Consider the following 23,951-nt stretch of genomic DNA (forward strand, 5'->3'; position numbering starts at 1 on the left):
AATGAAAGCGATAAGTGAAAGTGACACAGTGATTTTAGCCTATGGTGCTTATGCGAAGCGTCCCGTTGTTGTCGAACGCGTTGAGCAAGTGATGGAAATGTTAAAACCTCATAAAAAGAAAGTAAAAAAGCTCATAAATCCGACAACGAATGAAATTATGCATCCACTTAATCCTAAAGCGCGTCAAAAATGGACATTGAAATAAAGGAGGATTATCTATGAACCATGAAACTAAACAATCAGATTGGCAAACGGTTGCTAATTGTTTAGAATCACAAAATTATATATCGATTGTAAAAGGATTAGTACATCATTTCACAGCGATTGAAGATGAAGAATACTTGATAAAATCTATGATGATTTTATGAATGATGACTCTATAACAACGGTACTTAACAATGATTTACAGACAATCATTAACCATTATCTATCAAAATAAAGACTATACTAATTACAATAAAAATAGATCATCCTTCACTTTGCGGTGAGGGATGATCTCTATTTAATTTTTTTGCTATTTCCCATTACATATATTTAATTTTATTTAAAATATATTGTACAATTTAAAATAATGGAGGGACATTTAATTTATGAAAAAATATATAATTAGTTTAGTACTTTTAACTTCTTTTTTACTATCCGCTTGTACAATTAATATTGAGCACGATGAGGAAAATAGTGAGAAAAATAAACAGAAAGAAAACACTCATACTGATTCAAATAATACAAGTTCGAATGAATCAGATACTTCTAAACAATCATCTCAAGAAAATACTATAAATCAAACAGAACAAAATCAACCAGCTGATAATAATTCAAGTTCACAACAAGACCTGCAGTTAATAACAGAAAATGAAGCTATTCAAAAAGTAAAAGATGAGTTTCCACCTATACGCACAGGAAATGACTATCGTATAGATACTACTAGAACTGATAATAATGTTTATGCTATCAAATTTACTTCTCAAGATGCAGAGGGTTATCCTATGAAAGCTGCTGTCACTATTGATAAGCGAACAGGAGAATTTATTGATTATATTGATGATAGAAGCGATGAAGATAAAGAGCGTCATGTCCAACATGCTAAAGAAAGTACTCTTTATAAAGGTCCATACGATGCTTTCAGAAAAGATTTTAGTCATAAAATAAATGAATGAAGTATATATGAATTATCTTCCTTAATATAAGAGCATCCTTCACTTTGCGGTGAGGGATGCTCTTTTAGTTTATTTTTTTATTGATTACTCGCCATAAGTTCTGCTTGTTCTACGACCTGCTCTACAGCCATTTTTTGTAAATCTGGCGGATAGCCATATTTCTTAAGCAATCGTCTAACAGCTACACGCATTTTAGCTTTTGCGCTATCACGTTTAGACCAATCAACACTCATGTTTTCTTTCACTGTTTTAGTTAGCTCGTGAGCAATCGCACGTAGTTCTTTGTCTTCCATCGCTTTTTTCGCTGTTTCATGTGAAACTAAAGCATCGTAAAACGCAATCTCATCCGAATTTAGGCCTAATTCATTTCCTCGTTGTTGTTCTTGTTTAATATCTTTGGCAAGTTGAATGAGTTCTTCAATCACTTTTGATGTTTCAATGGAACGACTATTATATTTATTAATCGAATTTCCTAACATCTCAGAGAAGCGCTTAGATACTGTCGCATTCGTTTTCATTAATGATTTAACTTGCCCTTTGAGTAATCGATTTAATAATTCTACCGCAACATTTTTTTGTTTCAATCCTTCGACATCTTTTAAGAAATCATCAGATAGGATTGATAAATCGGGTTGTTCAAGACCTAGCGTTTGATAAACATCAATGACATCTTCAGTCACAACAGATTGTGACACAAGTTGATTAATCTCTGCTTCAACTTCTGCAGGTGTTTTACGTGTTTTTCCTTCTTTTGGCGGTTGTAACAATTTAACAAGTCCTGCTTTAACCGCTTTAAAGAAGGCAATTTCATCATTGAGTTCTTGGGCTGTAGGTTCAGTCGCACAAAGCGCAAAGGCTTTACCTAACTCTGTGACCGTTTTAATAAAACGTTGACGTTCATCTTCACCTAAACCAATCACATAATCCATCGTATTCGATATTGTATAATAACGTTCCGATTTTTTCTCTGAATTAAATTTAGAATAATCAAGATTATATAACATATCTTGAATCACATCATACTTCAATAACATCAATTCAACCGCTTTATCTGTATCTATTGCCGTTTGAGCTTGATCAGATTCTGTATATTCTTTAAGTGCCTCTTTCAAACTTTCGGCAATACCCACATAATCGACAATCAATCCACCCGGTTTATCTTTAAACACTCGATTAACTCGGGCAATTGCTTGCATCAAATTATGGCCTTTCATCGGTTTATCAATATACATCGTATGCATGGAAGGAACATCAAACCCTGTCAGCCACATATCTCGAACAATCACGAGTTGTAATTCATCATTCACATCTTTCATACGTTTTTCTAATACATTACGACGTTTTTTAGGACCAATATGTCTTTGGAAAGAAGCAGGATCACTAGATGAGCCTGTCATTACCACTTTAATAACACCTTTATCATCATCATCCGAATGCCATTCCGGTTTTAGACGAATGATTTCATCATATAAATCAACAGCAATTCGACGACTCATCGTTACGATCATTCCTTTACCTTTCATCGCTTGCTGACGTGTTTCAAAATGTTGGATGATGTCTTTGGCTAAGGCTTCTACACGAGGTTTTGCGCCTGCTAAGGCCTCAATTCGTGACCATTTTGATTTTAAACGTTGTTTTACATCCTCTTCTTGATCTTCTGTAATGTCATTATATGCTTCATCTAAATCTAAATTTTGAGGTAGATTTAATGGAATTACGCGACTTTCATAGTAAATTTTAACCGTACTTCCATCAGCGACGGCTTGTGTCATATCATAAACATCGATATAGTTCCCAAAGACCATTTGCGTATTTTTATCCGTTGAAGCTACGGGCGTGCCTGTAAATCCTACAAACGTCGCATTCGGTAAAGCATCTCTTAAATATTTCGCATAACCATATTTAATGCCTTCGCCTTTATCATCGTATTTTGCATTAAAACCATATTGTGTACGATGCGCTTCATCTGCCATAACAATCACATTTTTACGTTCTGTTAGGGCAGCCATAGTCGTTTCATTTTGTTCAGGTTCAAATTTTTGCATCGTTGTAAATACAATACCACCCGACTCAACAGATAATAACGATTTTAATTCTTTACGTGTTTCAGCTTGTTTTGGCGTTTGTCTTAATAATCCTTTACCAGAACGTCCTTTTGATTTAACAAACGTACTGTACAGTTGGTTATCTAAATCATTACGATCTGTCACGACAACTAAAGTAGGGTTATTCAGCATTTGAATTAATTTCCCAGAGAAAAAGACCATGGTTAAACTTTTACCAGACCCTTGGGTATGCCAAATAACGCCACCTTTACCATCACCTTGCCCAGATGAAGCTAATAAAGCTCTGTCAACGGCTTTATTAACGGCATAATATTGATGATACGCTGCTAGAATTTTACTGATATGTCCTTTGCCATCATCTTGAAATAAAACAAAATATCGAATTAAATCAAGTAGAGTATTAGGATTTAACATCCCATGAATCAGCACATCTAAACTAGTTAAACTTGATGATGATTCCGTTTCTCCATCTTTAGAACGCCAAGTCATAAAACGATCATAGTTCGCAGTTAGTGAACCGGTTTTAGTATTAATGCCATCACTTGTAACAAGCACTTCATTAAATGTAAATAATTGTGGAATACGCATTTTATATGTTTCTAATTGATGATAGCCGTCTTCGACGCCTACGGTTTCATTGGTTGAATTTTTAAGTTCAATCACAACGATAGGCAAGCCATTGATAAAGAGTACAATATCGGGACGTTTTGTATAGTCTCCATTAATGACCGTGAATTGATTGACTGCTAAAAAATCATTATTTCGTGGATGTTCAAAATCAATGATTTTAACAATTTCTACAATCGATTGTCCTTCATCATCATAGTCTTCGATTTCAATACCATTAATCAAATTTTCATGAAAGGTAAGGTTATTTTCTAAAAGGTTGGGCGACTTCTCTAACGTTAGTTCATGTATCGCTTTTTCAATAAAACGAGGATGGATGTCTGAGTTGATTTTTCTTAATGCTTTCTCTAAACGTTCATGAAGGACAACGTCTTTATCACTTTTACGTTCTGGCGCTAGACCTGTCATACTAATCTCATTACCTTTTTTATAGTCGTAGCCTAGTGATTGTAACCATTCTAATGCGACTTGTTCTAAATCATCTTCATTAAATTGAAAGTTCATCCGTATTCACCTCAATATCATCAGGTATTTCTATTTCTCCAGACATGAGTTTAGGAAGAAGCGTATCTCTTAGTTGAATTAATTTTGCATTTTCATTTATTAATAATTTAATTAAATCTGTATATCTATTTAAAATAGTATTAAAAGAAGTGAGTATTAAATTTGTAGGTAAGACTATTTTATATGAGTTAATTTGTTTTTTTCCTGTTCTAGGCATCCTTGTACCAGTGGAAGTGCTAGTAATATAACGTATAAAATTTTTTTGACTTAAATATAAAAGTATGAAGTAATAAACATTCTTAAAATTAGGAGTAAAAATCATTATATCCGTAGATACTACTCCATCTATTGGAGAAATACCCACTTTTTGAAAGTAAGGACGTAATTTACCAAATAAAATGTCTCCTTTACAAACCTTAAGCTTTTTTCCTGTAACTTTAGAGGTATTTTCCCATCTATCAATAGAAATAATATTATTACGAGAAATATGTTCTAGACCTATGTAGTTTAGAGGGTTTTCTAATTGATTTGTATCTATCATCTCTGTATTAAAAGCAGTTATTTCTTGAAAGTTACTTATTTTCCAATCATTAGGTATTTTTCCTAATTCACTATCAATCATTTTTCCACCACTAGATTTGTAGGGGTTACCATTTTCATCTGGAAATTCAAAATCTACAAACCAACGTTTAAATAATGTTTGTGATAGTTCCTCAAGGTTTGCTATGATTTTTTTATTAATTTCTATCTTATTGTCTAAAGATTTTCCAAGGTTACTTATAAAGTTTTGATGTACTATGTTTTTAGGAACTTTTATCTCATATTCCATAATAGCTTCTTTATCTCCACGAGGCATTTTGGTTCCTTTAGAAGTTTGAGTCATGTATTGAAAGAATTTATCTTGTGATAAATAGTAATATAGATAATCATTAGAAATTTTCTCATTGATAGAAGTAATATTTAATACATCGTTAGAATGACCGCCAAGACTATTAGCTTGCCAAATTTTTTTAAAATAAGGCCTTATATTAGAAATTAATATATCCGAGGAGGTATATTTTTTTACAGTTTTACTACTCGGTAAATTATTTGCTGGTTGTTTTCCTTGCTTATTAGGCAATAAGTTTTCAGTAGATATATAATTTACCGTAGTTAATTGATTAGTTTCAATTCTCTCATTTTTATATTCAGCTATGTCTTTTAAACGATATTTATTAAAGTCCATAACCTAATTCCTCCAATGATTTACGGATTTGATCTTCGAGTTCTTTTGATTTCGTAAATTGTTCACTTAGTTCAGCAGTAATACGGTCCATTCTTTGTTCGAATGGTTCTTCATCTTCTTCAACATCGGCTAAACCAACATAACGGCCAGGCGTTAAAATATATTCGTTATTCTTAACTTCTTCAAGATCAGCTACTTTACAGAAACCAGCTATATCTTCATATGATTCATTGTTTGTACCTCTCCAAGCATGATATGTTTGTGCTACTTTCTGAATATCTTCATCTGAAAATTCTTTTAATGTTCTAGATACCATATGACCAATTTCACGAGCATCAATAAATAAAATTTCATTTTTACGTTCTTTTTTACCAATTTGACCTTTATTATTACTAATAAACCAAAGACATACAGGGATTGGCGTTGAATAAAAGAGTTGACCTGGTAAAGTAACAATACATTCCACTAAATCTTGTTCAACTAAATTTTTGCGAATTTCTAATTCATCTTTACCACTTGTAGACATTGATCCATTGGCTAATACAAATCCTGCTGTTCCGCTAGGTGCTAATTTTGAAATCATATGTTCAATCCATGCATAGTTAGCATTACCTTTGGGAGGTACTCCAAATTGCCAACGATAATCATCAAGTAATCGTTCTTGACCCCAATCACTTGCGTTAAAAGGGGGATTGGCTAATATGTAATCTGCTTTTAATCCTTTATGTAAATCGTTATGAAATGTATCAGCATTTCGTTCACCTAAGTCGTTATCAATACCACGAATCGCTAAGTTCATTTTTGCTAATTTCCAAGTCGTAGGGTTAGATTCTTGTCCGTAAATCGCAATATCGTCTAATCGACCTTGATGTTTTTCAACAAAACGTTCACTTTGTACAAACATCCCACCTGAACCACAGCATGGATCATAGATACGACCTTTATAAGGTTCAATCATCTCAACCAATAATTTTACAATTGATGATGGCGTATAGAACTCTCCGGCATTTTTCCCTTCAGCGCTTGCAAACTTAGCAATAAAGTACTCATACACACGACCTAACACATCTTGTTTACGACTCTCTGTGTCGCCAACTTTAAATGTAAATAAATCAATAATATCGCCTAATTTTTCTTTATCTAATGCAGGTCTTGCATATTCTTTAGGTAATACACCTTTGAGTGATTCATTTTCATTTTCAATTGCAATCATGGCTTTATCAATAATTTGTCCAATTTCTGGTTTCTTAGCATTATCATTGATATATTGCCATCTTGCTTCTTTTGGAACCCAGAAAATGTTTTCTGCTAAGTATTCATCTTGATCTTCTTCGTCAGCATAAGGATCTAGCTTCAATTCTTCATACTTTTCTTCAAAAGAATCTGATACATATTTTAAAAATATTAAACCTAGTGCTACATTTTTATACTCAGCAGCATCCATACTTCCTCTCAATTTATCAGCAGCTTGCCATAGTTTTTCTTCAAATCCAATAGTTGCCATTTAATAACCCCTTTTAAATCATTCTTAGCTTAAATATAGCAAAATATTGAATTTTGATGTACATAATTTAACTGATTTTATAAAAAATAACAAATAGACTAAAAATATTAATTAGATTATTATTAAATAAAAGTGGAAAAATGGAGCGGTGTCGTAATATTGCTCTTATAAAATATAATTAGGTGGAATTATGAAAAATTATAAAGTTCAAGAAGCTAAAGAAACTCCATTAAGTGCTCAAAATGCAAATGTATTCATTAAATGTGTTAAAAAATATAATTGGCTTAAAGACATAATAATAAATGGTTATTTCCAATATAGGTATGTAACTGAAGAAGTAGAATATTTAAATATAGAGACTACTGACTTAAGTGGAAAGAGAATTCCTATCGAAGACATTACGTTTCCAATGTTATGTTTTTGTGATATACCATTAAATCAATTAAAAGATCATAATAAATGGTATGGAGACTATGCGATATGTATGAAAAAATCTTGGGGAGTAAACAAAAACCTACAGCCATTGCATTATGTATCGAATACTAGTGAGTATATTAAAATGTATCAAGAAGTGTTTAATAATATAGTTAATAAACCAGACACTGATGAAAAAGTATATGAGTTTATATTCGCTTCATTATTCTTCTTAAAACATTTTAAAGGAAGTCAATATTGTGAAAAAACTGATAAAATAGAAGAGAAAATATTCATGGATGAACAAGAATGGAGAAGTATAAAATTAGTTGATGAAGATTTAGATCCTTTTTACATCAATGAAAATAGTGACTCTAAAAGAAATTATTATAATGAAGCTTTAACAAAATTATCAAGTAATAAATTAGAATTTAATTGTGATGATATTAGGTACATTATTGTTGAAAAAGAAGAGGACGTTATTCAGCTAATAAATGATATTAATTGCTCTAATTATGATGATCAAGAAAAAAGCTTACTCATTTCAAAAATAAGTGTCTTAAATCACTTAAGAGAGGATTTTATGTAATGCTTAGTAAAAAACAAATTGAAAAAACTTTAAACAGCGATAAAATGCCGTCATTAATTGTTAATGAATTAGACAGAGAATTGCAGAATAAATTGAAACGACAATATCCAAGTAAAGAAGAATTAATTAAAGAATTGAAGTATGACGCAGTTAATGAGAATTCTGCAGTATTAAAAAATGAATTGACGAGTAAACTAAAATTCAAACTTAAGGATTATCAAGATTCAAATGAATTTTTATTTTACTTAAAAAATAGTCAAAAGATGATTGAAATACATGATTATAAAATGGAGCAATTTTTTGAAGATATTCCTCTTGAAGATAGTGATGTTTATAAATCTATTGCGAATAACGAAGATACAGAAACATATATAATAATGAAAGCTCCAGAATTTAATGAAGAAGATAAACTAAATATATCAATTAAAGTTGATGGGAAATTTAAAAGATTAGATTTTTATAGAATAGCATATGATAGTAAAAAAGAAATGAAATATTTATATCAGACCCGATATATAAAGATATTCATGTTAATAGAAAAAAATTTAGAATATATTAGTTGGGGATTTCATCATCTTTTTAATGAAAGTATAGGGGAAGTAAATACAATTAATATAATTGATACTTATAAAATGTTAATAGCGCTAGCTAGTGGCGAAATGTATACAACAAATAAGATAAAATTTAATAATGATTCAGCAAGTAAAAATAAAGAAATCTTAGAATCTTTGAACAGAGATTTAAAATTATTTGAAATTATTCATGAATTTCAAAATTCGTTAGGTAAAGAATTTAAGATATCCACCCCGTTTAATTCTAAAGAAATTATAGAAGGAGTAAAAACCTACTTTTTATTATATAAACAAAAACTAATATTGGAAGAAAAGCGTTTAGAAAGTTTACTAATCAAAACATCTTCCTTCGATTTAGAAGATATAAAAGGAAAAAAGTTCACCTTAATTCAAGAGGAAGAAGTAACAAAAACTATTTTCACTCAAAAAATCTCTTACACACAATATCAATGTTATTATCAAGTAAAATCCTCAGCCTATGAAAAATTACAAGATGATGAATTTAAACTAAAATTTAATCCTGAAGATGTAATTACTATTATTTTAAAAGCTTCATTCAATACAATCGAACCTATCGGATTAGAAAATATTGCTTTTGAAGAAGCGGAAACTTTAGATGCCTTTATTAGTAACTATAAATCAAATTAAATACTCTTTAAGATGGGTTTCACTCGAGAAATAAATAAAGTAAAAGATACTTTGGTTTCGTATTAATAGCACTGAATGTAAGAAAGGTAACAGCTCAATAAGCTGAAAATAATACGATAATTTATAAAAAAAGACAATTTCTATATTATATCAATAGAAATTGTCTTTCTTCATTTATTTAGAAATGTTATATCTACAGAATTTTTTAGTAAATTCACTGGTAGGGAGAAGGTAGACGTATCACACCAGCAAAACCTGCTAAAGATGCTAAGTTACACTTAGATAATCAATCCTCATAAAGAGAAAAAAGAACCCCTAAAAAGTTCAACTTTTTGGGGGTTACTTACTATTAAGAAGTATTTTTGATTAAGCATCTTTCATATCGTAATCACCAATATACTGATCAAGGCGATTTATTGTTTCTCTGATATCATCATGTGTCGTTAATGGGTTCGTTGTACATAAACGAATGACACGTTGGTTATTCAATACTGTGGTATAAGCAATGGCATAACCAGAATCTGCAATTTTTTGCGCAGCCATGCTATTGAGTTGATTATTTTGTGCTTCAGTTAAATCACTGTTTTCATATCTGAAGTTCACAATGGAAAGATTAGCGTGTGAGATAATACGCCAGTTATCGAGACTTGACACGTATTCTTCTGCATATTCTGCTAAACCTTCGCCGTATTTAATGCGCTCGATAATTTCATCTTCACCAATGACTTGCAGAGTAATCCATAATTTTAAAGCACGTGCAGGGCGTGTAAGTTCAATGCCTAACATTTCTGGATCAATCACATCATCATCTGAAGCAATATCATCCAAGTACTCAGCATCTTCGCCAAAGCTTTGCAGCAGATGATTCTTTTCTTTCACGATTACCATAGCGCAACTATATGTTTGGAACAGTAATTTGTGAGCATCCCAACTGGCACTATCTGAACGTTCAATGCCTTTAAATAAGTGTTGTGCTTTATCGGATAAGATATGTGATAGTCCATAAGCACCGTCTACATGGAGCCATAGATTGTAGTGATCACAAATATCTCCAAGTGTGGTGAAATCATCGACAGAACCTGTATTAGTCGTGCCTGCAGTCGCAATCACCATAGCAGGTTTATAACCTTCTTCAATATCTTTATCAATTGCGGCTTTTAAGCTATCTGTATTCATTGTAAAGTCATCGTTGTACTCAATTCTGCGGATATTATTTTTAAGGAAGCCTGCAACATGCAAGGCTTTGCCTACAGAATGATGCGTTTGAGATGTAAGATAAACGGTTGCTTTTTTAATATCTTCCATTTCTACCTGTGCATCTCTAGCCGCAACGATAGCTGTTAAATTGGCCATTGAACCGCCAGATACAAAGACACCACCGGCCGGTTTGATCTCATAACCGATTTTTCCTACCAAGTAGTTAATTAAATTACGCTCAATATTAATTGGCAGCGTCGCATTGGCAAAATTAGAGGCATGGATATTATTTGCTGTTGTTAAAATGTCTCCAAGCCATGATAGACGTGATGCTGGACCTGGTATAAATGAGAATGAACGTGGATGGTTCGGACGATATAAATAATTCAGCACTTCATTATTTAAATCTTTGAGTACTTCATAGATATCTCGCCCTTTATTCGGCACTTCCATCTTTTCATATTTCTCTCTCAACTCGAGCGGTGCCTGTTGTGTCGCAGGTAAGTCTCCAATATCTCTAGATAAATATTTATTAACTTCATCTCTGATAATCGTCTCTAAGTCGATATTGTTCTCATTGAATTCCATTTCCATACTCTCTCCTTCAATTATATTTTTAATAAAAGACAGACGTATTAATTACGACGTTTTACTACAATATAAATGATAGCAGATATTAATAAAACCACGCTAACCATAACGACGAAACCCAGAAGGTGTCGCCCCAATGAATAACGTGCTGTGCTTTAACACTCGGTGCATGTGCGCCTTTCAGAAATTGACGAGGGTAATCGACTTGCAGATTATCATCTGTGATTTTCAAATTGAACCCTTCATTACGGCAAAGTTGATCGCCCTCAGGAATACGACGAGCGACAGCCAATAAGATTCCCATTGTTAACTCAGCTGTTGCATTTGTAGAAGCTATAGGTGTATTCGTAACATTAATATGGTGTTCGCGAGCTGCTTGGATATCAATGTTATTAAAACCAGCACCATAATTTGCAATGATTTTTAATTTTGGCGCCGATTCAATAACTTGTCGGCTTACCTGGGTAGACAATAAAGTGATTAATGCATCTGCATCTTGAATTTTTTGGATTAACAGTTCTTGAGAAATCAACGTTTCACCTGTGTACATATCAACATCAAAATGTTTTTTGAGTTGATTAAGTCCTGTTTCTGGAATTGCGCCTGCTATAAAAACTTTTTTCATAAAAATCGTCTCCTTTGATTATGTGAGAAGTTTCGCAATATTTAATTTAAGTTTAGTATGTGCCTAGTGATTAGGTATGTCTAAAATGATGAAGTAGTAGGTGTTTTTTGTCTGAAACAAACAAATTTCAGAATATAAAAAGCCTCCTAAACGTTAGATACAGAAACATAACGTTTAAGAGAGCGTAGGGGGAAGGGTATTAAGTACAAGATTTTCGGTTATGTATGTTTCAAAAATAAATTGTAATAAATTAAGATTAGTAAAATAGGAATTTATAAAGAAGAAATAAAGGATTGAATATGCTTATTTAAGTTTGATCGCTATATGAAAGAGTATGAGACATAAATAGATATTCTTAAAATAAAAGGCTGGGACAGAATCTTGATATATTACTCCCTTATAGTTTCGATTTGTACATCGTCTAGTTTGAAAGGGCTATATCATATCGTGTCTCAGCCTTAAATTTCATATTTAATTATACTTGATATCGGATAATTAAATAATTTTAAAATCATTATTTTTACACTAATATTACAATTTTAGTTTTGTAATTGTAATTCGATTTCTTCTAAACTTTTACCACGCGTTTCCGGTAAGAATTTAACTACAAAAATGAGTGCTAATGCCCCTATAACTGCAAAAATCAAGAATACATATTGTACTTCTAACATATTAACAAGGATAGGAAATACTTGAGAAATAATAAGTGTTCCTATTTGTAATACTACAATAGCGATACCAGTAGCTGCACCTCGAGCGCGTGTAGGGAACATTTCTGGCAACATTACCCACATAATTGGCCCCCATGTTGCGCCAAAGAATAGTATAAATAACGATAAACAAATGATAATAATCCAAGCAACTTGAGTAATACCCATAGTAGCAATTGTAATTGTCATTATCAAAAGTGAAATAATCATCCCAATATTCCCAATTACAAGTAATTTTTTTCTATCAATTTTATCGATGATAACTATAGAGAGAATTGTTACCAAAACATTGACTATTCCTAAACCAACTGTTCCAAGTATAGAGCTTGAACTTCCTAATCCAGCTTTAGTTAGTATAAGTGGTGTATAATATATAATTGCGTTAATGCCTATGATTTGTTGGAAAAATGCAAATAAACAGCCAATGATAAGTACTGGACGTACCCATTTTGCTCTGAGTAATTTCCATGCGGATTCTGAGTTATGAATTACATTTTTCATATCGTTTATTTCTTTTTCAATCTCATGTTGTTTAAATGTTAAGCTCATGACGTGACGTGCTGCTGTTTCAGATTTGTTTTCTAATAGCCATCTCGGACTTTCAGGCATAAATATAACGCCGATTAATAATATGATAGCTGGTACAACTGCTAAGCCAATCATCCATCTCCAAGCTTCTGCATCAGCCAATAAAAAGTTTGTACAATAAGCTACTAATATACCAATAGTTATCATTAAAGGGTTTAATGCGGCTAAGGAACCTCTGAATTTTGTAGGGGCCATTTCAGAAAGATATACAGGTATAATAGCTGTTGAACTACCAACACCCAAACCTATAACAAGTCGTCCTATCACTAATAAATCGACACTATTTGCAACTGCCATTAATAAAGAACCAATAATGTAAATGATAGCAATAATAAATACAACTTTACGGCGCCCCAATTTGTCAGAAATCGGACCACTCAAGCCAGCGCCTATAATAGCACCGATTAGCATAGAAGATACAACTAATCCTTGGGTAAAGCTAGTAAGTGGAATATCATTATTAATAAATAGTAAAGCTCCTGAAATTACGCCATTATCATATCCATAGAGTAAACCGCCAAGTGCACCTAGTACAAAAATGAGTTTTTTATTAACTTTGAATTCCATTGTTATCCACACTTTCACTTGTTATATTGTCTATTAAATACACTTTCGTTTCATATGGACGTAATGTATTTTTTAGGATAGGTTCACCATAATTTCCAATTAACAATTTTTTATTTTCATTTTGTTCAATTCTATAATTAGTATTTATTTTTTCGTCTGTAAAATTACTTACAACATATAATTTACTTTCATTTAAAGTTCTCTCGAAAGCGAATATCTTGCTGTTGTTTCTATCTATTGCTTTAAAGCTGCCATAAACGATAATTTCATATTGCTTTCTTAATTGGATGAGTGCTTGATAATAATAAAATATAGAGTCGCTATCATTTAATGATGCTTTTACATTAATATTTTTATAATTTTCATTAACTACGAACCAAGGTGTACTGTCAGTAAATCCAGCATTTTTTGTTGAATCCCACTGCATAGGAGTGCGTGCATTGTCTCTAGAGGCAAAATGAATATATTTCATCATTTGCGAATTAGTTATAGAATTTTTATTTTCGACTAATTCTTTATATGCGTTTAATGTTTCAATATCTTCATATTGCTCAATATGATTTAAGTGAATGTTTGTCATACCGATTTCTTCACCTTGGTAAATATATGGTGTGCCTTGCAATAAATGTAATGTGGTAGCTAGCATTTTAGCCGAAAGTTTACGATATTCTGGTCGATCATCACCAAAGCGGGAAACACATCTTGGGTTATCGTGATTATTCCAATATAATGAATTCCATCCAATACCTTGAAGTTTTTCTTGCCACTTAAATAAACTTTCTTTTAAATCTCTTAAATTTACTTTTTGATTATTCCATTTACCTCTAATAGGATCATAATCTAGTGACATATGTTCCCATTGGAAAATCATTTGTAATTCATTACGCTCAGAACCAGTGTATTTTAATGCTTCTTCAATCGGTACATTCACCATTTCTCCAACTGTCATTACGTCATATTTTGATAAAACCTCTTTATTCATTTCATTTATATAACGATGCGCATTAGGACCGTTTGCAATAAATGAAGCTGAATTTGGTTCAAGGTTTTGAGATATGTTAGGGTCATCAGGGATATTTGGATCTTTTGAAATCATATTTATAACATCCATTCTAAAGCCATCAACGCCTTTGTCTAACCAATAGCGCATCATATCATAAACTTCGGATCTTAGTTGTTCATTGTCCCAATTAAGATCAGGTTGTTTTTCTGAAAATAGGTGCAAATAGTACTGATTAGTTGTTTCATCGTATGTCCACGCAGGGCCATTAAAATAACTTTGCCAATTATTCGGATAATTACCATCGTCACCATCTTTCCAAATATAGTAATCTCTATAAGCATTATTCTTATCTTTTCTACTCTCAATAAACCATGCATGCTCGTCTGATGTATGATTAACTACTAAATCCATAATAATCTTTATATTTTTTTTGTGTGCTTCTTCTAATAATTGATTAAAATCATTCATATCTCCAAAATCATTCATGATTTTCTTGTAATTAGAAATATCATATCCATTATCATCGTTTGGAGATTCATAAATTGGGTTTAACCAAATAACATCAATACCAAGTTTGTCAAGATAATCTAATTTTTGTATGATACCTTGTAAATCTCCTATGCCATCATTGTTACTATCTTTAAAACTACGTGGATATATTTGATAAACAACTGCTTCTTTCCACCAATTTTTTTCCATAAAAAACATCCTTTCTATAAAGAGAAATTTTTACTCAAACGTTTGAGTAAAAATAATAATTAAAAATCTAAGTTAAAAACTTAGATTTTTAAATGTGCTTAATTGTTTCACCTTCTATTAAACTAAAAGGGATATAACTTGATTTAAGAGGTTTATAATTAGAAATGGTATTAATTAATGCTTTTGCACCCTCAAAACCAATGTTAAAGAAATCTTGTCTAACGCAATGTAAACGTGGGCGATACATTTGAGAGATGCTTGTCCCATCTATAGACATTACCGAAAAATCTTTAGGAATAGAAATATCAACAAGAGATAACCCATTTATTACACCTAGTGCTATTTCATCACTTGCAGCTAGTGTAGCGCTTACATTCATCTTTGTCAATTTATTTTTTGCACTGACGTAACCCCTTTCATAGCTATAATCACCTTCAATGATCCATTTTTTATATCCTTTAATATTATAGTCTTGTAGGGCTTGTTGATATCCTTTAATTCGTTCTGATCCAATGTTTTTCTCGTCAAAATCAATACCAGTAAAAGCAATTTTTTGATGTCCTTTATTAATTAAATACTGTGTTCCTTTATAAGCCATTTGAAAATCGTTCGAAGCGATAAATGGAGCGTTATTTTTAGGGTTAACTGATAAATAGATATATGGAATATTCATGTTTTTTAAATATATGAAATTACTTTCTTCTAAAGTCAATGAAATAATAATTATGCCAGACACTCTACGTTCAAAAAGTAGCGCTAAAGCTTTTTTTTGCCTTTCTGCATCTTGATAGCCGGCGTGTACCCATATAGCGCTAAAACCTTCTTCAGTAACTTGCTTTTCAATACCATTAATAATGTCACCAGAAAAATTAGTCGTTGCATCCATCATCATTACACCAATTACTTTTCCGTGTTGCTTAACAAGTTCTTCTGCAGCTAGATTCTTGTTATAACCTAGGTCTTCTGCTATACGCTTAATTTCTTTTTCAGTTTTAGAGCTATAACCACCAGCATTGGATAAAACTCTTGAAACTGTAGAAGGTGTTTTATTAGCTATTTTTGCAATATCTTTAATAGTTACCGACATTTTTGCCCCTTCGTTTCTTTAATAAATTTACAAAGCTCTATTAAAGTCATTATATAATATATAGAAATATATTGAAACGGTACATATAAACCTAAGCTTTTTCTAGAAATAAAGAACGATTAACAAGAGGATTAACGAAATTGTGTAATATATTAATTAAAAAGTTGATTTCCTTTGGCTCATTGATTGGCAAATTGGCGCCGATATTCAGAAGCGCTGATTTCAAAATGTTTTGTGAAATTTTTAGAGAATAATAGTGGATCTTTGTAACCAACGCGTCTTGATATCTCACTTATATGTGTGTTCGTATGTATCAATAATTGTGAAGCATGATACATCCTTATATAGGTTAAGTATTCTTTAGGCGAACAACTCAAATTCTTTTTGAATAATTTATATAAATGACTTCGTGTAATATTGACAGTTTTAGCTACTTCTTCAACAGTGATGTGTTTTTGATAATTTGTATTTATAAAATCAACAGCATGTTGAATATCTTCATTTACAATATCAACTTGCACTGAAAAATTTTTAGGGAACTTTTCTTGTAAGGTATAAACTAATTGATATAAATATTGCATAATTAGAATATCATTGGAGTTGTTTGACTCAATACTTTGAGAGAGTTCGCAAATAAGCTGAATGAACCAACATAGAATAATCAATTACAGAATTTAAGTATTATTCAAGCAAGTAATAACACTCAAATGCAAGTTAAGAATAATACATTACCAGAAACAGATGAACAGTCTAACTCCGGTTTGGTTACAATAGTTGTTTCTGTATTATTTGCTGCACGATCATTATTAATATTTAAAAAACTTTAAAATTTAAATAAAGTTAATATTAAATAATAAAAATTTTCTAAAGTATTTGTTGAAAAAATAATAACTTTGAAAGTTTTTTAGCAAAATCACTGATATGGAGAAGCATATCATAAGTGATGCGGTTTTTTCTTGAAAAATTTAATCAGATATTAGAATCCTTTAATTTATTTGAAAATCAGAAGTGAGTAACAAGGGCAAGTGAAATAGTTAGTGAAATAATTGGAGTTATAGGAATTTATTGAGTAGATTATAATTAGAGCATGTAGGTGATTTGCTTCTCCATGCAAGTAAATATGACCTTTTAAAAATCCTATAAGAATTTAGAAATTTTAGAATAACTAAATATTAAAAAACATATCGTATGAAAGTGAACTTGGGATGAGAGACTATAGCTAAATTAAAAATTTAGCAAAAACTAACTTAAAGACTGTGAACAATCTTTAAGTTAGTTTAAAAATAATTAATTTAAGCAAAATTATCTGCTTTTTGGGATCGCAGCCATCTATAATAATCTTTTGCTAGTAGTTGATAAACAGTGTCATAAAAATCTCTATTATTGCCAAACATTTTAGAGTATGCAGCTTCTCCTTGATTATATTGATCAATCAAGAAGTTTAGGAATTGTTGTTGGAATAAACTATTCGCAAACATTTCTTCGCTATTGTTTTGAGCCATGTTTACAAGTTTCGCATTTGTATTGTTTATCAATGTTTCTCGCATATTTTCAACGAGTACTCTATCGCCTTGAGTAAAATCATCTGGGAAACGTTCATTGATTTTGTGTATAATTTCATTTAAAGAATCGTACTCTTCTTCAGGTTCAACAGTTGCACTCACTTCTGAAGGGTGAACCAATTGCCCACTTTCCATATCTTCATTGACGAGTTCTATATTTCCTCTGAAATCTTCTTGCAATTTATAGTATTCTAACTTTACTTTGTCTCCTATATCGATATAGTTGCGTTGTTTTTTAGGAATGAATTTTAATAAAAAACCAGTAAAAATACTTTCTTCTAGTAACTCTTTGTCAAAAGTACGATCAATTTGAGCGATATAATTATACCATTTGTTGAAGTTTCTTAGTGTAACTCTGAAATCGTATTGAACATCTTCTGGAAGATCATTATATCTACTAATAACGGGACGTAACACGCTACTCAATCGACCAAGTAATTGATCATTTTGTTTTTGTTTTGCTTGACGATTTAATTTCATGACTGTTTGAATGTCATCATCATTGTATATATGGAATTTACGAAGTTTACTCTGTGTATCATAAATTAAATTAATATTAATTTCTTCTTTTAGAGAAGTTGCTTCGTAAAAAGGTTGGAATGCTTCATATATTTCTTCTTCTGTATTTACAAAATCAAGAACAAAAGTATCTGTTTTTCCAGGCATAGTACGATTGAGGCGAGATAATGTTTGGACTGCCTTTACTCCGCGTAATCTCTTATCGACAAACATTGTATGAAGTAAAGGTTCGTCAAATCCTGTTTGGTATTTTTCTGCGACAATTAATAAATTAAAGTCTTTACTATGAAATGCTTCTTTCAGTTGATTTTCTTGGATACGTTCTCCAGAATGCGTTAAGTTCATCTTTGGCTCTGTATATTCAATTCCATCATCTTCTACTGTACCTGAAAAAGCGATTAACACATCCATATCTGTGTATCCTTTTTCTTTGATGTATTTTTTAAATTCTTGCATATACCGTACGGCGTGGAGTCGAGAAGCTGTCACAATCATTGCCTTTCCTCTACCTTGAATTGCTTTTTGTGTCACTGATCTAAATTGTTCAATCATAATCTCGGCTTTTTGTCTAAGTACCCAAGGATGAAGAGATTGATATTTAGCGATAGCTCGAACTGCTTCTGTCTTTGGCAATTCTGGGTCTTCTTCAATCGACTTCGCAATTTTATAGGAAGTACTATATGTCATGTAATTTTGTAAAACGTTTAGAATAAATCCTTCTTCTATGGCTTGTCTCATGCTATAAATATGGAATGGATGATAGGAACCATCTCCTTGTTTTGTTCCAAACATTTCAATGGTTTTTTCTTTTGGTGTAGCTGTAAAAGCAAAAAAACTTAAATTATCATGTTGACCTTGAGATAGTAGCGTTTGAACAATTTGATCTTGGTCATCTAGTGATTGATCTTCAACGCTTTCTTCAAATTCTTGGTATTCCTTTAAAGAAGCTTCTTTGTCTGCTAACGCATGTTTTAATTTTTGTGCACTGCTTCCTGTTTGAGAAGAATGCGCTTCATCGACCAAGATCGCAAAACTTCTACCTGCTGTATCATCTATTTCATCATAAATTACTGGGAACTTCTGTAATGTAGTAATAATAATTTTCTTTTGGTCATTTATAGCTGTTTTTAAATCTTGAGAAGTTTTATTATCTCCAATAGTTTCGACTTGCCCAGTGGTATGCTCGAAACTCATTAATGTATTTTGAAGTTGGCGATCTAAAACAGTACGGTCTGTAACAATAATGACCGATGAATAGATCGGTTGATTCTCATCATTATGCAAGGAAGCGAGATGGTATGCCAACCAAGCAATACTATTAGACTTACCCGAACCAGCAGAATGTTGAATGAGATAATTCTTTCCAGGACCATGGTGCTGAGTATCTGATATTAATTTTTTCACAACATCCAATTGGTGATAACGTGGAAAAATCAGTAGTTTCTTTTTCTCTTCTAAATTCATAAACCGCTCAATAATGTCCAATAACTGATGACTTGTGAGTACACTTTCCCATAAGTAAGAAGTCGGATATCCATCAGGATTTGGTGGGTTTCCTGCACCTCCAACATGACCAGGTCCGTTAGATCCCTGATCAAAGGGGAGAAAGTAAGTTTTATTTTTTGCTAGTTTTGTTGTCATCAATACATTAAAATGATCTACTGCGAAATATACTAGAAAACGAGTGTTAAATTGAAAAATCAATTCTCGTGGGTCTCTATCTTGTTCAAACTGTAATCTCGCATGTTCTACATTTTGACCTGTGTATTGGTTCTTAAGTTCTAATGCAACAAGAGGAATCCCATTAATCATTAACACCATATCAATAGTGTTTCTATGCTGGTTACTATACTGAAATTGACGCACACATTGGCAACGATTAGCTTTATATTTTTTAATATTTTCTGTGTTCAAAGATGATGCAGGTTGAAAGTAAACAACTTTAAAAGAGATTCCTCGATCTCTGATTCCTTTGCGGAGGACATGCAATATTCCGTGTGTTGTGATTTCTTCATTTAAGCGTTTTAGAAACTTCTGTTCTGCATCAGTGCGGTAGACAGAAATATATCGTTTCCAGTTTTTAGGTTGAGTTTTTTTTACAAATTCTAATAATATTACTGAGTCAAGTGCGAGATTTGCGTCGTAATGAGTATCTTGAAATCGTACAGACTCCCATCCTCCGTATTGAACTAGACTTGCTTCTATATCTTGTTCAAAGTTAATTTCTCTATTTGCAATCACCGATATTCCTCCTCACACTTCTTTTTTGCCTGTAACATATTCGTAAATTAATGATTTCTTATAATTCTCTAACTCTTCTATGACTTTCGTTTTATCTGCGATGATATTATCGATAGCGGAGGTTTTATTATCTAGATATTGGATGATTTGTTGTTGCTCTTCGTAAGTTGGTAAACTAATTATTAGATTGTTATATCTATTAGCCCCAATGTTTTGTATTGTAGATTGAATTGTAATAGCATTTTTCCAATTTTCGAAAGCATAAGATTGAGTGAATAAGAATATATATTTAGCATTGACATTATCTTTAAAACTCGCTTTTATTAAGTAACCTGCAAAAGTATCATTCACATTTTCTTTAGAAATTAAAAATGTTTTTCCTACGCTAGCTCCACTTCTTGCAAATAAGATATCATTTTCCTTCAAAAAAAATGATTTGGCCTTTTCTAGTGATAACGACAATTTATTGTTATCAGACAATTTATTGTTGTTTAAAATGTCTGTAATTCTGATATAACGTGGTAGGTCTTCTTGATAAGGTATACCTGACTCATTGGCCCCATATAATAACGGGGTTGATAATAAGTATTTCATTTTAATTGTTTGCCAATGTTTTGGGATTTTTCCAATCCATTCAATACCACTATCTTTCATTTCTACAGTAGAGTCGAGGCCTTTTGTCACAGATTCTGTGATGAGTGATTGTTTGTATTTCTTTAGTTCTGAAATAGATTCTTTAGTTCCATTAATAATATTATTAGTGTTTTGAACCATACTATCAATTACTGATCCAATTTGTTTTTGCTTTTCGCTAGAAGGAACTGGAATCGGGATGTTTTTCATTTTCAACCACTTAGTAGACCATAAATCATCAACAATTCCTGTCCCCCATTTATAAAATTCTTCAGCAAATGCGTAATTTTTTAGTAAATATTTTGTATAATTTCTATCTATTGTATTGGAATAAAGTACGGTATTTATAACAGATACAGAACCATCAATGCTAGAAATACCAGCAGACATTTTTCTATCAGAACGTGAGTTTATTACAAAGTCATCTTTTAATACTAATTTACGGTTATCATGATTTGATGATTTTGCAGCAATCTCCAATTGAGGAACGATACCACTTTTCGTTACAGATAATGGTATATAATCTAAATCTGAAACTTTATCAGTTCTTTCAGTATAATGAGAACCTATTGTAGATATTTCCCAGTTCTCAGGAACTTCTCCAATCCAGTCAATATTAGTTTCTTTTAATTTTCTAGTCAATATTTTCCACATCCTTCCCTGACAAGGCTTGAAAGTTTGCAACAATGGATTCTTCTAATTTTTTAATACGTTGCGCAATAACTTCTGAAGCTTCTGGTGGTGCAAATTTATAAAATAATCTTGTAAAGGGTATCTCATAACCAATCTTATCTTTTTTACGATCCATCCATGCATCTGGATTGAAGGGTAATATTTCACGTTCGAAATATTTTTCAATATCTTCTTCTAATGGAATATCTTCTGTATCTCTTAAGTTATTATCTGCAGTCTTACTACCATTTTTTTTATAAATAATATTCCCCTTTTCATCGCGCTTTGGACGTTCAATTGTCACTCTAGTAAATCCAAATGATTCGTTTTCAAATATTTTTGATTCTACTGTTTTATCTCCAAGATAATATTCTTTATTTTTAAATTCTCCATATGCTTGAACAATCATTTCTCTACATGCAACAGAAATATCTACTCTTTTTTCACCAATATTTTTATGACGTTTTTCATACATATTAGACGCATCAATAAGTTGTACTTTCCCAAGACGTTCTGGAGATTTGTCTTTAGTAATAATCCAAATATAAGTTGCAATCCCTGTATTGTAGAATAAATCATTAGGAAGTTGTATAATACCTTCTAACCAATCATTTTCAATAATATACTGACGTATTAAACTCTCGCCAGCACCTGGATTTCCAGAAAATAAGGCAGAACCATTGTGAATAATCGCCATGCGTCCTGTTTCTTTTAATTTCGAAATTCCATTGAGTTGAAATAGCAACTGTCCGTCACTAACTCGGGGCAATCCAACGCCAAAACGACCAAGTTCACCGAGTTCGTGCTCTGCTTTTACTGCTTTCTGATCCTTTTTCCAATCGACACCAAATGGTGGGTTGGAAATACAGTAATCAAACGTAAACTCTTTAAACTGATCATTCGTTAATGTACTTCCAAGCGCCATGTTTTCAGGATCTCCCCCACGAATCATTGTATCTGCTTTTGCAATCGCATAAGTTTCAGGATTTAGCTCTTGACCAAATGTAGCTACCTCGGCAGTATCGTTCATATCGTGAATACGTTCTGTCATTGCTGAGAGCATTTGAGAAGTTCCCATTGTCTGGTCGTAAACTGTTTTGAATACATGCTCTTTAAACAAAGTATCTTTATCTTCGATGAGCAATAAATCAGTCATAAGATAAATAATATCTCTACTTGTAAAGTGCGCTCCTGCTTCTTCATTGTAGCTTTCTGAAAATTTTCGAACAAGCTCCTCGAACACGTATCCCATATCGGTGCTCGTCATCTTGTCTGGACCTAGATATGCATCTACCTTGTTAAACTCTTGAATTACATAAAATAGAGTATCATTATCTGCCATTGTCGTAATTTCAACATCAAACTTAAAGTTTTCGAGAATATCTTGCATGTTTTTAGAGAAACCATTGAGATAAGCTCTAAAGTTTGATTCAATATTTGCTGGGTCTGCGAGTAATGTTTCAAAAGTATATAAGCTTGTATTATAAAATGAATACCCTGAAGCGTTCTTCAAAAGGTGTTCTCGCATCACGTCATTCATTGATTGGGTACTTTCTGCGGTCTTAAGAACCTCATCTCGCGTTTTTAGTAACGTATCATGAAGACGCTTAATGACTGTCATTGGTAAGATGACCTTCCCATACTCATGGGGTTTATATAATCCTCTTAAAATGTCTGCAACGTTCCAAATAAGGTTTGCTTGTTTTTGAACATTAATCGATGTTTGTTGATGTCTTTTAAATTCGTTCATTATGTATATCTCCTTTAGTAGATAAAAAAGTTGAAATTCTCTACTTCTATATTATCAGAGATAGAAAATAGAAAAAAATAGTAATAAGAGCATCCTTCACCGCAAAAGTGAAGGATGCTTTAATTTTATTAAAATATAGTTTTCATTTTGATAGATAATAGTTAATAATTGTCTGTAAATCATTGTTAAGTACCGTTGTTA

General features: G+C 31.8%; 16 protein-coding genes and 2 pseudogenes. 6 read left to right on the forward strand and 12 right to left on the reverse strand.

Annotated elements, in window-relative coordinates:
- The 3 genes and pseudogenes from HMPREF3134_RS12525 to HMPREF3134_RS07925 all read left to right on the forward strand — a co-directional run.
- Positions 1-205, forward strand: a 205-nt coding sequence (locus HMPREF3134_RS12525) for a DUF1643 domain-containing protein (RefSeq protein ID WP_083279115.1), incomplete at its 5' end; no start/stop codon positions are given.
- Positions 206-218: 13 nt separating this feature from the next.
- Positions 219-439, forward strand: a pseudogene (locus HMPREF3134_RS07920) (hypothetical protein).
- A 151-nt stretch (positions 440-590) separates the two neighbouring features.
- Positions 591-1,157: a peptidase gene (locus HMPREF3134_RS07925; RefSeq protein ID WP_070442027.1), complete on the forward strand. Its 567-nt coding sequence runs from the start codon at positions 591-593 to the stop codon at positions 1,155-1,157.
- A gap of 77 nt (positions 1,158-1,234) precedes the next feature.
- Here the strand turns inward: HMPREF3134_RS07925 and HMPREF3134_RS07930 are convergent, their stop codons facing one another.
- Genes HMPREF3134_RS07930 through HMPREF3134_RS07940 form a run of 3 tightly spaced genes read right to left on the reverse strand, consistent with a single transcriptional unit; the run spans position 1,235 to position 7,083 of the window.
- Positions 1,235-4,354 carry a type I restriction endonuclease subunit R gene (locus HMPREF3134_RS07930; RefSeq protein WP_070442030.1) on the reverse strand — a complete coding sequence of 1,040 codons (3,120 nt, stop codon included), beginning with the start codon at positions 4,352-4,354 and terminating at the stop codon, positions 1,235-1,237.
- The gene (locus HMPREF3134_RS07935) at positions 4,338-5,579 is read right to left on the reverse strand and encodes a restriction endonuclease subunit S (protein WP_070442033.1); all 1,242 of its coding nucleotides are present in this window, start codon (positions 5,577-5,579) and stop codon (positions 4,338-4,340) included. The genes HMPREF3134_RS07930 and HMPREF3134_RS07935 overlap by 17 nt, the downstream gene beginning before the upstream one ends.
- The gene (locus HMPREF3134_RS07940; protein ID WP_070442036.1) at positions 5,569-7,083 is read right to left on the reverse strand and encodes a class I SAM-dependent DNA methyltransferase; all 1,515 of its coding nucleotides are present in this window, start codon (positions 7,081-7,083) and stop codon (positions 5,569-5,571) included. Before HMPREF3134_RS07940 ends, HMPREF3134_RS07935 begins: the two co-directional genes overlap by 11 nt.
- Positions 7,084-7,273: 190 nt before the next feature.
- On the opposite strand from HMPREF3134_RS07940, the gene HMPREF3134_RS07945 reads away from it, so the two are divergent.
- The gene (locus HMPREF3134_RS07945) at positions 7,274-8,086 is read left to right on the forward strand and encodes an abortive infection system antitoxin AbiGi family protein (RefSeq protein WP_031869705.1); all 813 of its coding nucleotides are present in this window, start codon (positions 7,274-7,276) and stop codon (positions 8,084-8,086) included.
- Positions 8,086-9,306 carry a hypothetical protein gene (locus tag HMPREF3134_RS07950; protein ID WP_031869706.1) on the forward strand — a complete coding sequence of 407 codons (1,221 nt, stop codon included), beginning with the start codon at positions 8,086-8,088 and terminating at the stop codon, positions 9,304-9,306. The genes HMPREF3134_RS07945 and HMPREF3134_RS07950 overlap by 1 nt, the downstream gene beginning before the upstream one ends.
- A gap of 366 nt (positions 9,307-9,672) precedes the next feature.
- Here the strand turns inward: HMPREF3134_RS07950 and HMPREF3134_RS07955 are convergent, their stop codons facing one another.
- From HMPREF3134_RS07955 to HMPREF3134_RS07980, 6 genes and pseudogenes are all read right to left on the reverse strand, one after another.
- Positions 9,673-11,091, reverse strand: a complete 1,419-nt coding sequence (locus HMPREF3134_RS07955; protein WP_002498810.1) for a pyridoxal phosphate-dependent decarboxylase family protein — start codon at positions 11,089-11,091, stop codon at positions 9,673-9,675.
- Positions 11,092-11,326: 235 nt separating this feature from the next.
- Positions 11,327-11,719 (reverse strand): annotated as a pseudogene (locus HMPREF3134_RS07960) (hydroxyacid dehydrogenase); the annotation flags it as partial.
- Positions 11,720-12,258: 539 nt separating this feature from the next.
- Positions 12,259-13,584 carry a sugar porter family MFS transporter gene (locus HMPREF3134_RS07965; protein ID WP_011274416.1) on the reverse strand — a complete coding sequence of 442 codons (1,326 nt, stop codon included), beginning with the start codon at positions 13,582-13,584 and terminating at the stop codon, positions 12,259-12,261.
- The gene (locus HMPREF3134_RS07970) at positions 13,568-15,286 is read right to left on the reverse strand and encodes a glycoside hydrolase family 13 protein (RefSeq protein ID WP_070442042.1); all 1,719 of its coding nucleotides are present in this window, start codon (positions 15,284-15,286) and stop codon (positions 13,568-13,570) included. Before HMPREF3134_RS07970 ends, HMPREF3134_RS07965 begins: the two co-directional genes overlap by 17 nt.
- An 88-nt stretch (positions 15,287-15,374) precedes the next feature.
- On the reverse strand, positions 15,375-16,373 hold the full coding sequence (locus HMPREF3134_RS07975; protein WP_070442045.1) for a substrate-binding domain-containing protein: 999 nt from the start codon (positions 16,371-16,373) through the stop codon (positions 15,375-15,377).
- A 179-nt stretch (positions 16,374-16,552) separates the two neighbouring features.
- Positions 16,553-16,954, reverse strand: a complete 402-nt coding sequence (locus HMPREF3134_RS07980) for a helix-turn-helix transcriptional regulator (RefSeq protein WP_232502624.1) — start codon at positions 16,952-16,954, stop codon at positions 16,553-16,555.
- A gap of 126 nt (positions 16,955-17,080) precedes the next feature.
- Between HMPREF3134_RS07980 and HMPREF3134_RS12050 the strand changes: the two genes are divergently transcribed.
- Entirely contained in the window at positions 17,081-17,200 is a 120-nt protein-coding gene (locus tag HMPREF3134_RS12050; RefSeq protein ID WP_141738635.1) for an LPXTG cell wall anchor domain-containing protein, read from the forward strand.
- Between the two features lie 465 nt (positions 17,201-17,665).
- Here the strand turns inward: HMPREF3134_RS12050 and HMPREF3134_RS07985 are convergent, their stop codons facing one another.
- From HMPREF3134_RS07985 to HMPREF3134_RS07995, 3 genes are read right to left on the reverse strand one after another with little or no spacing between them, the layout of a single operon-like run.
- The gene (locus tag HMPREF3134_RS07985) at positions 17,666-20,695 is read right to left on the reverse strand and encodes a type I restriction endonuclease subunit R (protein WP_070442049.1); all 3,030 of its coding nucleotides are present in this window, start codon (positions 20,693-20,695) and stop codon (positions 17,666-17,668) included.
- A gap of 12 nt (positions 20,696-20,707) precedes the next feature.
- A complete protein-coding gene (locus HMPREF3134_RS07990; protein WP_256262279.1) occupies positions 20,708-21,970 on the reverse strand; it encodes a restriction endonuclease subunit S in 1,263 nt (420 codons plus the stop codon).
- On the reverse strand, positions 21,963-23,750 hold the full coding sequence (locus tag HMPREF3134_RS07995; protein ID WP_070442054.1) for a type I restriction-modification system subunit M: 1,788 nt from the start codon (positions 23,748-23,750) through the stop codon (positions 21,963-21,965). Before HMPREF3134_RS07995 ends, HMPREF3134_RS07990 begins: the two co-directional genes overlap by 8 nt.
- Positions 23,751-23,951 lie beyond the last annotated feature (201 nt).

The organism is Staphylococcus sp. HMSC14D10, assembly GCF_001808125.1.
Lineage (GTDB): Bacteria > Bacillota > Bacilli > Staphylococcales > Staphylococcaceae > Staphylococcus > Staphylococcus haemolyticus.

Excerpts from the sequence above, each read along its gene's own strand:
- HMPREF3134_RS07925 (WP_070442027.1), top strand. The coding sequence starts at position 591 with ATGAAAAAATATATAATTAGTTTAGTACTTTTAACTTCTTTTTTACTA.
- HMPREF3134_RS07930 (WP_070442030.1), bottom strand. The coding sequence starts at position 4,354 with ATGAACTTTCAATTTAATGAAGATGATTTAGAACAAGTCGCATTAGAA.
- HMPREF3134_RS07935 (WP_070442033.1), bottom strand. The coding sequence starts at position 5,579 with ATGGACTTTAATAAATATCGTTTAAAAGACATAGCTGAATATAAAAAT.
- HMPREF3134_RS07940 (WP_070442036.1), bottom strand. The coding sequence starts at position 7,083 with ATGGCAACTATTGGATTTGAAGAAAAACTATGGCAAGCTGCTGATAAA.
- HMPREF3134_RS07945 (WP_031869705.1), top strand. The coding sequence starts at position 7,274 with ATGAAAAATTATAAAGTTCAAGAAGCTAAAGAAACTCCATTAAGTGCT.
- HMPREF3134_RS07950 (WP_031869706.1), top strand. The coding sequence starts at position 8,086 with ATGCTTAGTAAAAAACAAATTGAAAAAACTTTAAACAGCGATAAAATG.
- HMPREF3134_RS07955 (WP_002498810.1), bottom strand. The coding sequence starts at position 11,091 with ATGGAATTCAATGAGAACAATATCGACTTAGAGACGATTATCAGAGAT.
- HMPREF3134_RS07965 (WP_011274416.1), bottom strand. The coding sequence starts at position 13,584 with ATGGAATTCAAAGTTAATAAAAAACTCATTTTTGTACTAGGTGCACTT.
- HMPREF3134_RS07970 (WP_070442042.1), bottom strand. The coding sequence starts at position 15,286 with ATGGAAAAAAATTGGTGGAAAGAAGCAGTTGTTTATCAAATATATCCA.
- HMPREF3134_RS07975 (WP_070442045.1), bottom strand. The coding sequence starts at position 16,373 with ATGTCGGTAACTATTAAAGATATTGCAAAAATAGCTAATAAAACACCT.
- HMPREF3134_RS07980 (WP_232502624.1), bottom strand. The coding sequence starts at position 16,954 with ATGCAATATTTATATCAATTAGTTTATACCTTACAAGAAAAGTTCCCT.
- HMPREF3134_RS12050 (WP_141738635.1), top strand. The coding sequence starts at position 17,081 with ATGCAAGTTAAGAATAATACATTACCAGAAACAGATGAACAGTCTAAC.
- HMPREF3134_RS07995 (WP_070442054.1), bottom strand. The coding sequence starts at position 23,750 with ATGAACGAATTTAAAAGACATCAACAAACATCGATTAATGTTCAAAAA.